General features: G+C 40.1%; 13 protein-coding genes. 8 read left to right on the top strand and 5 right to left on the bottom strand.

Features of this window, described 5'->3' with window-relative positions:
* Positions 1-64: 64 nt before the first annotated feature.
* Entirely contained in the window at positions 65-2,896 is a 2,832-nt protein-coding gene (locus tag DCO56_RS08295; RefSeq protein ID WP_108633277.1) for a heavy metal translocating P-type ATPase, read from the bottom strand.
* A 288-nt stretch (positions 2,897-3,184) separates the two neighbouring features.
* Positions 3,185-3,418, bottom strand: a complete 234-nt coding sequence (locus DCO56_RS08300; RefSeq protein WP_108633278.1) for a hypothetical protein — start codon at positions 3,416-3,418, stop codon at positions 3,185-3,187.
* A 267-nt stretch (positions 3,419-3,685) separates the two neighbouring features.
* Between DCO56_RS08300 and fbp the strand changes: the two genes are divergently transcribed.
* On the top strand, positions 3,686-4,693 hold the full coding sequence (gene fbp, locus DCO56_RS08305; RefSeq protein ID WP_108633279.1) for a class 1 fructose-bisphosphatase: 1,008 nt from the start codon (positions 3,686-3,688) through the stop codon (positions 4,691-4,693).
* A gap of 118 nt (positions 4,694-4,811) precedes the next feature.
* Complete coding sequence (locus DCO56_RS08310; RefSeq protein ID WP_181390495.1) at positions 4,812-6,260, top strand: L,D-transpeptidase family protein; 1,449 nt, start codon at positions 4,812-4,814, stop codon at positions 6,258-6,260.
* A gap of 46 nt (positions 6,261-6,306) precedes the next feature.
* Here DCO56_RS08310 and DCO56_RS08315 read toward each other — a convergent pair whose 3' ends face one another.
* On the bottom strand, positions 6,307-7,896 hold the full coding sequence (locus DCO56_RS08315) for a DUF3943 domain-containing protein (protein WP_108633281.1): 1,590 nt from the start codon (positions 7,894-7,896) through the stop codon (positions 6,307-6,309).
* 169 nt (positions 7,897-8,065) lie between these two features.
* On the opposite strand from DCO56_RS08315, the gene DCO56_RS08320 reads away from it, so the two are divergent.
* Positions 8,066-9,598: a SulP family inorganic anion transporter gene (locus tag DCO56_RS08320; protein WP_108633282.1), complete on the top strand. Its 1,533-nt coding sequence runs from the start codon at positions 8,066-8,068 to the stop codon at positions 9,596-9,598.
* Between the two features lies 1 nt (position 9,599).
* Here DCO56_RS08320 and DCO56_RS08325 read toward each other — a convergent pair whose 3' ends face one another.
* A complete protein-coding gene (locus DCO56_RS08325; protein WP_108633283.1) occupies positions 9,600-10,190 on the bottom strand; it encodes a methyltransferase in 591 nt (196 codons plus the stop codon).
* Positions 10,191-10,688: 498 nt separating this feature from the next.
* Here DCO56_RS08325 and DCO56_RS08330 point away from each other — a divergent pair, with 498 nt between their 5' ends.
* The 5 genes from DCO56_RS08330 (at position 10,689) to DCO56_RS08350 (ending at position 14,388) form a co-directional block, all read left to right on the top strand.
* On the top strand, positions 10,689-11,216 hold the full coding sequence (locus tag DCO56_RS08330) for a hypothetical protein (RefSeq protein WP_108633284.1): 528 nt from the start codon (positions 10,689-10,691) through the stop codon (positions 11,214-11,216).
* 260 nt (positions 11,217-11,476) lie between these two features.
* Positions 11,477-12,019, top strand: coding sequence for a hypothetical protein (locus tag DCO56_RS08335; protein ID WP_146190998.1), 543 nt, complete (start codon positions 11,477-11,479; stop codon positions 12,017-12,019).
* Positions 12,020-12,089: 70 nt separating this feature from the next.
* A complete protein-coding gene (locus DCO56_RS08340) occupies positions 12,090-12,884 on the top strand; it encodes a hypothetical protein (protein ID WP_108633286.1) in 795 nt (264 codons plus the stop codon).
* A 96-nt stretch (positions 12,885-12,980) separates the two neighbouring features.
* Positions 12,981-13,781 carry a class I SAM-dependent methyltransferase gene (locus DCO56_RS08345; protein ID WP_108633287.1) on the top strand — a complete coding sequence of 267 codons (801 nt, stop codon included), beginning with the start codon at positions 12,981-12,983 and terminating at the stop codon, positions 13,779-13,781.
* Between the two features lie 349 nt (positions 13,782-14,130).
* Positions 14,131-14,388, top strand: coding sequence for a hypothetical protein (locus DCO56_RS08350; protein ID WP_108633288.1), 258 nt, complete (start codon positions 14,131-14,133; stop codon positions 14,386-14,388).
* 21 nt (positions 14,389-14,409) lie between these two features.
* Here DCO56_RS08350 and DCO56_RS08355 read toward each other — a convergent pair whose 3' ends face one another.
* Positions 14,410-14,946, bottom strand: a complete 537-nt coding sequence (locus tag DCO56_RS08355) for a hypothetical protein (RefSeq protein WP_108633289.1) — start codon at positions 14,944-14,946, stop codon at positions 14,410-14,412.
* Positions 14,947-15,096: the final 150 nt, after the last annotated feature.

Genomic DNA, 15,096 nt, shown 5'->3' on the forward strand with positions numbered 1-15,096 from the left:
ATTAGGAATGGCGAATATAGGTAATTATCTATTTTTCGGTGCTATCAAGCGCTTTTCTTTTTATTTACTTATTATCTATTCCAATTCTTGCGCGGTTTAAACGTAAAGAATTTAAAATAACTGAAACGGAACTAAAGCTCATTGCTGCTGCTGCTATCATGGGGGATAAGAGGATACCGAAGCTCGGATATAGAATCCCTGCCGCTAACGGGATGCCTAGAATATTGTAGATAAAAGCAAACCCTAGATTTTCTTTAATATTTCGGAGTAGCTTCCGGCTCAGTATTTTGGCTTTGGCAATGCCTATTAGGTCGCCCTGAAGCAAGGTCAGCGATGCACTTTCAATTGCTACATCTGTTCCTGTTCCCATGGCGATACCGATATCGGCTTGCGCAAGGGCAGGAGCGTCGTTAATACCATCACCAGCCATCGCGACAACATGTCCTTGTTCCTGTAAACGGTGTATTTCCTGCAATTTATCTTTTGGTAATGCATTTGCTTTGAAATGCCTAATCCCGACTTGCTCTGCGACGGATTTTGCCGTATGTGCATTGTCACCTGTAAGCATAATGACATCTACATCATGCTGAAGCAGGTAGTTTATAGCTTGTTTGGAAGAGGCCTTGATCTGATCGGAGATACTAAAATAGCCGAGTAAATTATTTCCTTTCGATAGGTAGGAGACGGTTTTGCCATGAGATTGGGCTGATTCGACAGCCTTGCGTATCCCGTCCGGAATGGTCACCTGCATGGATTCCATTAACAGCTGATTGCCGAGAGCAATCAATTGGCCGTTTATATCTCCCCTGACACCTTGTCCAGAAACGTTTTCGAAGTTGGTGACTTGTTGCTCTATTTTATTGCTTTCCTTTTTGGCCTTTTCAATAATAGCCTGTCCGAGTGGATGGGTACTGTTGCTGTTGAGGGAGGCAGCTAAAGATAATATTTCACTGATAGTGCTTATAGGGCTGGGTTGAATGTCATCAACTGTAGGTTTGCCTTCGGTTATTGTTCCTGTTTTATCCGTTAATACAACATCAACCCGGTTCATTTTTTCCAAGGCACTCGCATCCTTGATCAGTATACCATTTTTGGCTCCCTTGCCGACACCGACCATAACGGACATCGGCGTTGCCAGGCCAAGGGCACACGGGCAGGCAACAATAAGAACAGCCAATGCATTGGCAAATCCATAAGCTAGTGACGGCGCAGGTCCCCAGATCCACCAGACAAAGAATGTCAACAGAGCTATTACAATTACGATCGGAACAAATATTTCAGATACTTTATCGGTAAGGCGTTGAATTGGCGCTTTACTTCGGCTAGCATCATTGACCATCTGAATGATCTGAGCCAATAGGGTGTCCGAACCAATGCGTTCCGCTTTCATCAGAAAACTCCGTTCGCCATTGATTGTACCAGAGCTGACCTTGTCACCTTCCTGTTTTTCGACAGGCAGGGGCTCACCCGTCAGCATGGATTCATCAATATTTGTGCTCCCGCTGGTAATCTGACCGTCGACGGGAATCTTATCTCCGGGTTTTACTTTCAGGGTGTCACCGATCTTAATCTGATCGACTCCAATTTTTACGTCAACCCCATTTTCGACCCGAGTAGCATCGGAGGGACTGAGTTTAATGAGTTCCTTGATCGCTGAATTGGTTTTGGAATGCGCTTTGGCTTCCATCACCTGACCGAGGAGAACTAATGTTAGGATGACAGTAACGGACTCAAAATATAGAGCAATATAACCGTGATGATTTTTTAGGTCAGCCGGAAAAATCTGGGGAAAGAATAGACCGACAAGGCTATATACAAATGCTGCACCCGCGCCAAGGGCAATCAGGCTGAACATATTCAGACGCCAGGTTTTGAAAGAAACCCACCCACGCTTGAAAAATGACCAACAGGTGTAGAAGACAACAGGCAGGGACAGAAATAATTGTATCCAGCCCGACCAATTTGGTGGAATGACTTTGCCGATGGGATTGCCGGGAAGCATTTCTCCCATAGAGAGAATAAATATTGGAACCGTAAACAAAATAGACAGCCACAATTTCATGCGGAGATCTTTATATATTCTGTCTTCATCATCATCGCTCCCGCCCGCGATCGGAACAAGATCCATACCGCAGATGGGGCAATTTCCTGGCTGATCCCGGACAATTTCGGGATGCATAGGACAGGTATATTGTGTTGTTTTGTATAATTCGGGAACTTTCTCCAGGTTCATTCCACAAACTGGACAGTTGCCTGGTTGATCATAAAGTTTGTCGCCTTCACAGTGCATCGGGCAATAGTATTTTCCTGCAGAACCTGCATGATGCTGCTTGGACACTCCGGCAACGGACTGTTCATTGTGCTGATGCATATGCCCATGATGATCGTGCTCCTGTGTGGAAGACCCATGATTGGGGTGACGATTATGATCCTCTGCCGTGGTATGTCGCTGCCGTTCAGGCGCCGTTGTTTTGTTTGCAGCAGATGGTCCGAAATGATCCGAATGATTTCCATGACTGTGCTCGTGTTTGCTTTGTGCCTGTTCGACAGGTATGAGGTACATGCTGCAAACCGGACAACGCCCGGGTTGATCATAGGTTTTCTCCCCTTCGCAGTGCATCGGGCAGTAGTATTTGCCCGAAGAGGACAGCTTTGATGAGTCAGTCTCGATTAAGGAAGGTGTTGGCTGACCCGGTTCGGTGATTTGGTAGTTACCTAATCTGGATAGGATTTCCCGTAGTTGCTCGATCGGTATTTCTTTCTGAGATTCTATCGTCAACAACGGTGGATCTAGTGAAACTTTAGCCTGAATTTCGGGAAGCTGATTAATCGCATTTTCAATAGTGGTTCTACATCCGTTACAGGACATTCCTGAAAGTCTATATTGGTATCGCATAGCATTTTATTGTAAAATAAATTTAAGGGTTATCGCTGGGCGAATGTTATACTTTTACACTGTTTTTTTGTAATATTTCAATCTGGCGTATCCGTCGTGCTAATAAGAAAATTAGTGTATTGGGTAAATAATTGCCGTGATGTGTCACATAAAATAAACAAATAAAAGGAGCGATTTGTTTTACACGAATTATCCCTGTTGTACACAGGTTATGGGATATATTAGACAAGTTAAATTCATCCTCTGAGGAGCGAATAGGATGTGCTTCTTAGTCAGGTAGTTTTTTATTTAGGAAAGTAGCATGGCTTCGGGATGTTTCATTAAGCGCTGGATTGTTAATTGATTGTCGAGTAATGCCTCATAAAAAGGAGCGGGAACCATTATTTTAAACGTCTTACGTGCTGTTTTAACGAAAAAAAGCGCACCATGAATGACTTGCTTATCATCAATGATCAAGGTATGTTGCGTAACGGGCTGACTACTTAGCTTTTCCTTTTCAACGAGCTGTATGAGTTGTTGCATTGTATTAATATATTTTGCCAAAATTACCAAATACTTATCATTTTTTGTTTTTTTTTATTTCTCAAAATTTAGAAGATATCTACTTCTTCTGACACTTTGTTATCTTTTTGTAGTTGGTAATCGTTTTAGCAAAAGAAAGTTTTCAAAGATATACGCAATCGATTGCGTATTTTGTCTGCTAAAGTTTAGCTGATTGAGGGGAGTGTCTTGCTAAAATCTATTTTACTTTTTTAGCTTTGTGCAACAAATATCCAATAAAACACTATTATGAGTGGTATAACAACATTAGGTCAATTTATTATTGAAAAACAAGCCGATTTTCCTTATGCAAAAGGTGAGCTGTCCAGGCTTTTACGTGATATCGGAATTGCGGCAAAGATTGTTAACAGAGAAGTTAATAAGGCAGGATTGGTCGATATTTTAGGAGATGCCGGGCAAACCAATATTCAGGGTGAAGGACAAAAGAAACTGGATGTGTATGCTGATGAGCAATTTATTAAAGCGCTTCAAAGCGGTGGCGAATGCTGCGTCGTAGCTTCTGAGGAACATGAAAATCCAGTGTACATGCAATCTGGAGTTTCTAAAAATGCGAAGTACATTGTTTGTATAGATCCCTTGGATGGCTCGAGTAATATTGACGTCAATGTTTCCGTAGGTACGATTTTTTCCATTTATCGTAGGCTTTCCGATACTGGCGTGTCCTGCAATAGTAACGATATCCTGCAACACGGTACCAAGCAAGTAGCCGCAGGTTATGTCATTTATGGAAGCTCAACCATGTTGGTATATACCACAGGCAAAGGTGTGAATGGTTTTACCTTAGACCCTTCCATAGGGGAATTCTGCCTGTCTCACCCCGATATGAAGATTCCAGAGGCGGGGCATATTTATTCGATCAATGAGGGAAATTACTCTAAATTTCCCAACGGTGTCAAGCAATATATCAAATACTGTCAAATGGAAGACGCGGCTACCCAGCGTCCTTATGCGTCGCGTTATATTGGATCTATGGTTGCTGACATTCATCGCAATTTATTGAAAGGGGGGATCTTTCTTTACCCGACGACTTCAGCACACCCGAATGGAAAATTACGATTGATGTACGAATGTAACCCAATAGCGTTTATCGTAGAACAAGCAGGAGGAAAGGCGACGAATGGGTATCAACGTATTTTGGATATCGAACCCAAGACGCTGCACCAACGGACAGCTGCATTTTTAGGCAACACGGCAATGGTGGAACTCCTTGAAGATTTCCTCCAAAAATACCAGTAATTCATTCCTGTAGTTATTCGATGACAGGGAAGATTCGTTTGCCAATAAGAATTATTTATCTTTGTCCCAGAAAATGGCTTCATTATTGCGAAGCCATTTCTTTTTCATTATTTTTAGTATGTCACGTTTTTTAGTTTTTATTTCCTTCGTTTCAATTGTATTTTTTTCTTGCAAAGAGAATCCGCCCACTTATGGTGATGTGCTGGCAAAAGGTTTTGAACAAAAATCTTATAAGGAATTTGATACAACAGCTTATGTAAAGGTGTTTCAGGAAGTATATAGTAAACAGAAAGCCAACCTGCATAATCCGAGCTGGATGAAGAAATTATCTGATTCTACGGCAGGAATGACTTTAATCGCTGAACATCTATTTGATGGAAGCATTGATACCCTATTGAGTTATTTTGAACGAAGTGAAGAACATGGGATACGTAGCAGTTACTACCATACTGCGGAGATTAAAGAAACCTTATTTTCCCTCCGGAAACTGAAACCAAAGGATGTCGCGGAATCTTACCCTCTTTTAGCCAAGCTGGACCTTTTGGGAACAGATGGTCTTGTGGCTTATGTCAGCAGCATGAAATATGGTGTGGTCAATCCAAAACGTCTATATGGAAGATATTTTGTGCCTCAGAAGCGCATGAATTATACAGCGGTTGTTCACTTGTTGGACAGTGTCAAGATGGGCCCCCTGATGGCAGAGATACAACCGAAAAACCAATATTATATTCAATTTCAGGATTTGTTGGAAAATGGTAATCTGAATAATGAGCAAAGGGCTAAAGTGTTGATGGTCTTGGAGAAACTACGCTGGATGAGGGAGGCTTTTCCAGAAAAGTATATTTTTGTCAATATCCCAGAACAGCGATTGCGCATCATGGAAGATGGTAAAACCAGTCAATTGATGAATGTATGTGTTGGAGAAACTGATAACCCTGCCTATACGCGCAAAGGTGAAAACCATGAAACGCCGGTCATGCAGGGTATTCTGGATGCAATGCAGGTCAATCCTGTTTGGAATATCCCCAGCAGCATTGTGAAAAAGGAATTGTTAGCGAGCGTGCGGAACAATCCGAATTATTTGGCTTCGCGTAATATGGTGGCTTATTATAAAGGAAAACAAGTTGATCCAAGTACGGTCAATTGGAATGCGGATTCGGTGGAGAAATTCCGGTTTAAGCAAAACCCTGGTTCGGACAATTCTTTGGGGAATGTGAAGTTTCTGTTTGAAAATGCCTATTCGATCTATCTTCATGATACACCTGCCAAACAAATGTTCGGGCAGACTAACCGTGCCGTGAGTCACGGCTGTGTGCGTGTTGAAAAACCTGTAGACTTAGCCAGCTATCTGGTCAATAATGAGAAGCAAGCCGAAAAGATCGCAAAAGAAATTACCTCTGACTCCATTTCCAAATCCCGTTGGGTAACGCTGAAACGTCAGATGCCTGTATACCTTACTTATTATACCACCTGGCTTGATGATGATGGTAAAATAGTTTCTTACCCTGATATCTATGGCTATGATCCTCGTCTGAAAGAGGCGCTGAAGAAATATTGGACAAATTGATAAAAGCCTTAACCGCGATTGGTTAAGGCTTTTTTTATATTCCGATTTAATATTCAGAGTTATAAGCGAGGGCTAAACGTATAAAAGGGTAGTCTTTATTCACATTTTTATGGTCTTGGTAATGCCCCTCCAGCCTAAAATATCCTGAGTAAAGATTGACACCAAAATTTTTCCAGATCCGTACTGAAGCGCTAGTCGATGCGGTATGAAGATAATGATGGGATTTATTGCCACTGATGGTGACAAAATAGCCTCCACGGTAGTCTATTCCAAATTTGAAGCGATTGAGCGTACTTAGGGTTGCCGATGCCCGAATATCTGCTCCCGGTCCATAGTCGTAGGTGCGGCTTTCGCCAAAATGAAGATACGGATCTGGTACCGCTGCCAAAACTACCGGGCCACCGGCAAGGACGGTGGTCAACTTGGTATGTTGGCCGATATTAAAATTGGAATAAATGTTATAGTTGATACTCTGTGATCCATAATAGAAGGCTTCATTTCGCAGAAAATCAAAATGAGCGGAGACGATTCCACGATGTCGCCCTGTTAAGTTGGATAATATACGGTTGCCATAAAGGGAGGCATAAACATTGACGGCATTTACGACGGAACTATCGTCTGAACCAATCTCAAGATTCAGGAAAAAATCGTCAAATGGTTTCTTCTTGTCGATATCGTCATTGTTATATATCAGCTTGATGCGCGCATAAATATCGTTCTTTCCCCGACTTAGGACATTGTGTTCTTTGGCATCAAATCTCCGGATTCCCAATTCAACTTCCGTATGAACCAGCGAACTGTCAATGACTGCTCCCTTCGTGGTATTTCCCCAACGGCCATCAAGCAGTCTGTTTAACCCGTTTATCGGATTGATCAGCATGGCTAATATTTCTTTTTTATTGCGTTGTCCTTTTGTGAGACTGGGCCTTGCCAGGATATGATGTGAAAGACGATGGGTCATCTCCCCAAGGATCGTTCCGCCAAAACTGGTGTTAATGATATCGTTGATCGAAGGCGGTTCCGTTTCACCAGCTGTCTCCCAGATGTAACTCCCGGCAACAGTAGCCAATGTAGACTGCAAGAAACTAAAATTGTTGGACCGGAATGAATTGAAATAGAACTGGCCATGGTAGGGGTGGGCAATCTGATTGGTAGCGAAGAGATTATCATCCCAGGTCCAAGCTGAAAACTTCAAATGGCTAAAGAAATTTTTGAATGAAATATGGGAGACCGGATCTTTACGGATGAAATAATTAACCGATGCAGGGATTGCCTGAATGGAAAACCATTCTATGCCCGCCCGCAAAAAGTTTTTCTTTTGATAATTGATGACACTATCAGGCAGTTTGGCATTGATCCGATCGGAAATCCATCTTGCCTGTTGTCTCGATACGGCCATGCTGTCTTTTAAATTTGCGCTCCTTACGGCTCGAACGACACTATCTACCAATGTAGGCAAGTATGTGCTATCCGATACATTTACCGGATTTACAGCGGCATATTGGGGGCTATTTTGATTTGTTTGAACGGCGGCAATGACAGCTGACTGGGCTAAAACTAGGGGGCCAAAAACGGTAGTAAATACATTCAAAAGCAAAAATAAAATATAGCGATAAAACTTTGGATTTTGTTTCATACGGGTCAATATACTGTTTTGCAATAAAATTTGTATTCAATAACAAATATTGAGTAAAAGTGTTTTTACGATGATCATTTCTTTCTTCTTTTAGCTGCATTTAGGTTGCTGATATGCACGAGGGAATGTTACCTTTGCAACGCTTTATAACTGTTCAACTGATTTTGATATGAACAATACCTTTGAATTTTTAAACATACGGTCTGTCAATTTGAAAAACGAGCTATTTGCCGGTTTGACGGTTGCCATGACCATGATACCTGAATCGCTTTCATTCGCCATATTAGCAGGCTTGCCTCCTTTGACAGGTTTGTATGCCGCTTTCTTAATGGGGCTTGTGACTGCTGTGTTTGGAGGGAGACCGGGTATGGTATCCGGTGGAGCCGGAGCTACTATTGTTGTTCTGATGGCTCTCGCGGCAAGCCACGGTATAGATTACCTTTTCGCAGCTGTGGTCCTGGCAGGCATTTTGCAATTTTTGGTCGGTGTTTTTAGGTGGGGAAAATTTGTCCGTTTGATACCACAACCTGTTATGTATGGATTTCTAAATGGATTGGCGATTATTATTTTTATGGCACAGGTCGTCCAATTTAAAGTGAATAGTGGGGACGGCGCGGTTTGGATGTCGGGTTCAACTTTATATATCATGGGCGGACTTACGCTATTGACTATGTTGATTGTTATCGGATTCCCGCGGCTCACCAAAGCAATCCCCGCTTCCCTGATTGCTATTTTGGTTGTTTTTGCTATCGTCTCCCTACTGGGGATCGAAACTAAAAAGGTGGTGGATATTGCCTCGGTCAGTGGGTCATTGCCGCATTTTCGTTTACCGCATATTGCATGGAATTGGGAAACATTGCAATTAATCTTTCCTTATTCCCTTGTTATGGCAGGTGTAGGACTTGTTGAATCACTTCTGACACTTAATATGGTCGATGAGATTACCGCGAGTAAAGGGAATGCTAATCGCGAATCCATGGCTCAAGGGCTAGCAAATATGGTCAATGGATTTTTTGGTGGTATGGGAGGATGTGCGATGGTCGCCCAGACTTTGGTAAACTTGAATGCGGGCGCCAGGACGCGGTTATCTGCTTTTATCGGAGCGATGACAATCCTGTTGATTATCTTGGTAGGAGCTCCTTTTATTGAGCAAATCCCCATGGCAGCACTTGTCGGTGTGATGATGATGGTCGCTATCGGCACTTTTCAATGGGTGAGTTTTCGGATTATCAATAAGTTTCCGAAATCGGATATTTTTGTTGGTATCCTTGTTGCCGGCATAACGGTACTATTGCACAATTTGGCTTTGGCGGTACTTGTCGGTGTCATAGTTTCTGCATTGGTTTTTGCCTGGGATAATGCGAAGCGTATACGGGCGCGAAAATATGTTGACCCAGAAGGTATAAAACATTATGAAATATATGGGCCTTTGTTTTTCGGTTCCACAGCTAATTTTTTAGATAAGTTTGATATTCAGGAGGATCCTGATCATATCATTGTAGACTTTAAAGAAAGTAGAGTAGTGGATATGTCTGCTGTGGATGCACTAAATAAAATTACCGAGCGCTATGCAGCACAACAGAAGAAGGTGGAACTCTGGCATCTCAGTGAAGATTGTCGCTCCCTCCTCAAAAATGCGACGGGAATTGCTGTCGTTAATATTAAGGATGACCCAACTTATCAGGTCATGCCCGGAAAGTAGGTTATTTTTGTCTTAATTCGATGAAAAGCTCGCTTCCTTGTCGCTGCGATATACTATTGAAACAGGTCTCCATCTTTAAAATATCAAAGGCTGAATGAAACAAATGCTGATATTCCGTTTTGTTTCCACCAAATGGAGGCCCCTCTGATGGGAATTCCCTATCGAACAACAAACCTGCGAGAATACCGCGCGGTTGCAGCAATGAAGCTATTTTGCTGCTGTAGCTTTTTCGTAGGGCAGGATCCAATGCACAGAAAAATGTCTGCTCCAAAATATAGTCGTATTGTTGTTCATGCTGAAAAAAATCCTGACAGATAATCTGAAGCTGCGGAATTTCACCAAATGCTTTTTGAACCTGATCAACTAATGTCGGTGCGATATCAAGCAAGGTGATATTTTCAAAGCCTTGCTCCAGAAGTGCCTTAGCTTCGTGCGCGTTGCCACAACCGGGAATTAAAATAGATGCGTCTTTGGGAATTACGGTCTCTGCATACTTTATAATCGCTGGTGATGCATAACCAATATCCCATCCGATCTCCATGTTTTTATAGCGATTGTCCCAATAATCTTTATTCAAATCCAATATATCCATAGCAACTTACACCTGTTAAAAGCAAGTTATACAATTTAAGGAAATCTTGTGTAATACGGTGTTGTTTTTGTTTTTTACTTGAAACTATGTGCATAAAATTAATGAAGATATTCCAAAGGTGAATAAAAATAAATTACTTTATTTCAGTCTTTTAGCCTTTTGCTTTTAAAGTCGGTAAAACAAAAAGCCAATTCGTCGTAAATTCCAGAAATTTACTGTTTATTCCACTTGACTTTGATGTTTCTGGGATTCTTTCCGTCGCTTCTACCGAGATGGTCAATGGACTCTGCGAAAGTTTAAAATCTTTGGTACTGATCCTTAAAAATCATGAAAGTGGACATATTGTAAAAGGAATAGCGCGAATTGTAAATAAATCTATTATTGTGGCGGTAGTGAGCTAGCTTTATCCCAACAGACAGATAAAATAAGACTCGTTAGGGTTTGACAAGGGTCAATTTGAAAAATAGCCTGCTGTTAATCCAAAAAAGATAATTGTATATGAAACAGCCACTACAATCAGAAGCCTTTAACTTTGACCGAATACTTTTGTATAGCTTATATGCCGCTTTAATTTCTTTTGCTCTCATGTTCGCTAGCACACTACTAATTGGCAATATCCATCCCTTATGGAATGCCATTCTCGTTATAGGTTTCCCGTACTCCTTGTTTGTTTCGAAAATAAAAACGAGTGGCGACAATATGATTTTTGAAGAAAATCATATTGTTTTGAATGGAAATCGTATTGATTTTCAGGACATTGATTCTTATCATTTGTTTGACTCGTTGAAACTTTATTTTGTATTACGGATCAGGTTGAAAGCAGGCCGACAGCATATTCATTATCTTCCGGTTGAGATAAAACAGGATGTCGAAAAATATTTTGATAAAGCAGAAGTGAGAAGTGATAAGAGGTCCTTTGATTTTATTGCGCGGTATTTTATCTTGTTATATGTCCTGCCTTTTTTCACCTTTCTAGGATTAGCCTATTCATTAGGTACGCGTTTGTATTATTTTTTACAGTATTGAGAAAATCGGGAAGACCATCAAATCCGGTAGAAACAATAGGGCATAAAAGCAATACCTTAAAACCTTCAAAAATGAACCAATTAACGTCAGCGCCTATTTGAAAATTTCGTTATTATAGACGGATATTCATTGTGCTCGGTCGAATATTAGACTGATCTAAAAGTGGATGACACATATTTTATATTTGGTTGTTGGGTTAAATATCGGAATATTTTCCTGATAGCTACTGCGTTTATTTAGACACTATTAATTTCAATAACATGAAAATAATGAAAATGACAATCTTGACCCTGTTGGCCGGATCGACTTTAGCGATATCAAGCTGTGGAGCAGGGAAAGATCAGCCTGCAACACCGATTAATGCGGATCAGTTTGAAAAATTATATGAAAACAAAGACAATGACGGTAAACGATTTAGCCTGACGGGCTATCCTTATCTTAATAGCGATGTGACAGTTCGTAACGACATGGAAATTGCCGTTTCCTTGTTTTCTCAACCCAAAGGAAAGGGAGACTATATCGCCAGTATAGATTTGGGCTATAAGGATAATAAAAATGGGATGTATATTCCTGATAAGTTTACAGCCGACGATTTGCAGGTTTTTGATAAAGAAGGGAATAGTCTTGGCGTAAACGATAAAATTACTATATCTTTCGAAATGGAGCTGGATACCAGGCGCCCGCCAAGAACAGGGATCAAAAAATTAGAAAAAGATGAAAATGGCCATCCTAAAATGGTTGAGCAGAAACCGGCGTATTATGGCGATGGACCATCTGATATTATTATCGAAAAGGCGAAATGATTGTTTTTCTTATTGAATCAGGCATAGGGGTGATACATGAGTGATATTAAGAAGTTAAAACTTGATTGTTATGCTGGCACTTGAAAATTACAAAATACTGTTGTTTGTATTAACGCTGCAATGCTGTGGGAACCATGTACAGAAAGCCGTGGACAGTACCATACATCTTACTGATGATGACAACGGAATTGTAAAATATAAAAGTGACTCAGCCAATGAATTGGTTTTAAACTTCCGTGATCACAGTTATTTTTATAAGGAAACAAACTTACCTTTGAAAGCAGGAGAGGATGTGAGGTATGAAAATCAATCCAGGGGTACATTTGCAATCAGGAATGATACGTTGACTTTTTTCTCTTCAATGCCGTCGCAGGTAGATGTTACAACGGATTGGTCTACGAATACAGAATTTCTGCCCTTGTATCAAACCCATGAGGAAATTGATGCCAACAGCGTGAAGATCTATTTTGATAATATCGCTGAACCGCAATATTACCAGGCGTTTGAGTTTAAAAATGGAGGATTTGAAAAGCTTAGGGTGAAAAACTGTGTAATAGATGGGGACTTTGGTTGGATAGAGGCCGCAAAAGATAAGATCCCATTGCATCAATATTTACTTATTGAAAAGCCACAAAGCAATAAACTTTTAATTATTGACAGTCTGCAAGCGCAGAAAAGTTATTTTTTTGATTTTGATCATATCCCTTTTCGCTCATTTCACTTTTACACGCGAGCATATTGGAGTTATTACGATTTTACAGGCTTAACATTTGTCCGTACAGACAAGAAGCTTAAGCTAATTGACAAAAATAGGTTGGGGCGTTACCAGCATTCCGCTATGGATTTGATATTTTTAAAAAAATAGGGGAGTAAAGGTGATAACTACCGTTAAAGAGATTATTCTTCTGCAAGAATGGGGAGAATCGTATAAATTATTTGGATAAAAAGGGTAGATTAGTCAATGAATAAAGAACAACAATATTTGGACATAAACCGAACATCCTGGAACAATAGAACAGATGCGCATCTTAATTCTGAGTTTTATGATCTTCCCAGCTTTCTGCAAGGGAGAAACTCGTTAAATGAGATCGAGTTAGGTTTACTTGGTAATCTGGAGGGTAAAACTGTTTTGCATTTACAGTGTCACTTTGGCCAGGACACCATTTCACTGAGCAGGCTAGGCGCGGAGGTGACCGGAATGGATCTGTCCGATAAGGCAATTGACAGTGCGCGAAAAATAGCTGAACAGACAAATGCCAATGTTCACTTTATCTGTTGTGACATATACGATCTACCGAATCATTTGGATCAGCAATTTGATTTTGTTTTTACGAGTTATGGTACAATTGGCTGGTTGCCAGATTTGGATAAATGGGCACATGTCGTTTCCAGGTTTTTGAAACCCAATGGGAAATTTGTATTTGTTGAATTCCATCCTGTCGTTTGGATGTTCGACGATAATTTTGAGAAAGTTGGTTATAGGTATTTTAATTCTGGAGCGATTATAGAAACAGAAACTGGAACCTATGCGGATAAAAATGCAGCTATAAAACAGGAATATGTGATGTGGAACCATAGCATAAGCGAAGTGGTGAATAATTTGATCAAAAATGGACTCCGTATCACAAAACTTGATGAATTTGATTATTCACCTTATAATTGTTTTAAAGGGACGGTTGAATTTGAAAAGAATAAATATCGGATTGAACAGCTTGAAGACAAAATTCCTATGGTTTATGCTGTGGTAGCCGTAAAAGATTAACGATTGGTTTTTTGTAATGAAAACGAGGTAGTTATGATCAAAGTACGAGAAATAAGTGTGATGCGCCAAGTGCAACTGTCGCGGAATTTGCTTGTCGTTTGGTCAATCTATTGATTTTTATAGACTTGAAGGTCTTGAAGAGGATGATATATTATTGATAGCTAAAATAATTAGTATTTTAATGTTTTCTTTTGTATATTTACATGTTCCATTTGCTGCACTATAATGCTATTGATTGATTTATTGTTAGATTGGTGGCAGCGATAGATTAGGGAACCCATATTTGTTTATGAGCTTTAGATAAGCCGAACATTTTTTTGATAGAATAATAAATTTTGAGTTGCTTGTCATGGAAGAGACGATTGGACAGTTAGATACATCCTATAAAGGGCAGATATTTCGCATTACATTTAAAGAAAAGGATTTTCAGGTTCAGCTCTTAAAAAAAAGCCCTACCAAAGACGAAACAGCGCTGGAAGTATTGTTAGATGGCGGGCTACAAACATTGGTAAAGAAAAAAGAGAGATGGTCTTTTCTCCAAAATGATTTAGATCAGGATCTAGCAAATCACATCTGGCGGGCCATCTCTCTCCGATATAGGCTTTGATATGAATCAAATTAAGGTTGCTTAATTTACTCCAGCGGCGATAAGTTCGGTTGTAAGTCCTAAAAATCGCAGTAAGTCATTGCTGTCAAAAATTAGCGTAGCATAATGCTTTCCTTTTTTAAAGGTGAGTTTTGTACCACCTGGAAATGTGCTTCCAGCTTCCATTTTTTCTGTTTTAGCATCATATACGCTAAATTTTGCTTTGCTCTCCTTTAGGGTTGTTTTGTTGATCACAAGATTGAAAGGAAGCCCCGCTACGATGAGTGGTTTATCGTCCGGAATATCAAAAGATACTTCATTAATAGTATTATTTTTTCCAAGACTAGCATACAGTTCCAGTCCGGATTTTGTTAGCCATTTGGCATATTTTTCTTCATTTGCATCTTCGTAGTAAACGGTCTTCGTATTTAATGCAGTTTCAATCTTCTGTGCTGTTTGCGGAAAAATAAATTCTGAATTCTTATTTAATAGCGAATTTAAACCTGCATTGTTTTGCGAAAATGCGCTTAAGGTCAATAGCAAGAAGAACATATTCAATGTTAGTGTTTTTAGTGTCATAACGATCTTATTAAATTTTGAAAATATGATAATTAAAGATATTAAAAAATCAGTCAAATGAGCAAAAAGAAAAGAATGGCAAAATAGGCTGAGATTGCTCTCGATTCCAGTTGTTAACAATAACTAAGCCTAAGCGTCTGATGCATTTTT

The sequence above is a fragment of the Sphingobacterium athyrii genome, from assembly GCF_003071065.1.
Classification (GTDB): domain Bacteria; phylum Bacteroidota; class Bacteroidia; order Sphingobacteriales; family Sphingobacteriaceae; genus Sphingobacterium; species Sphingobacterium athyrii.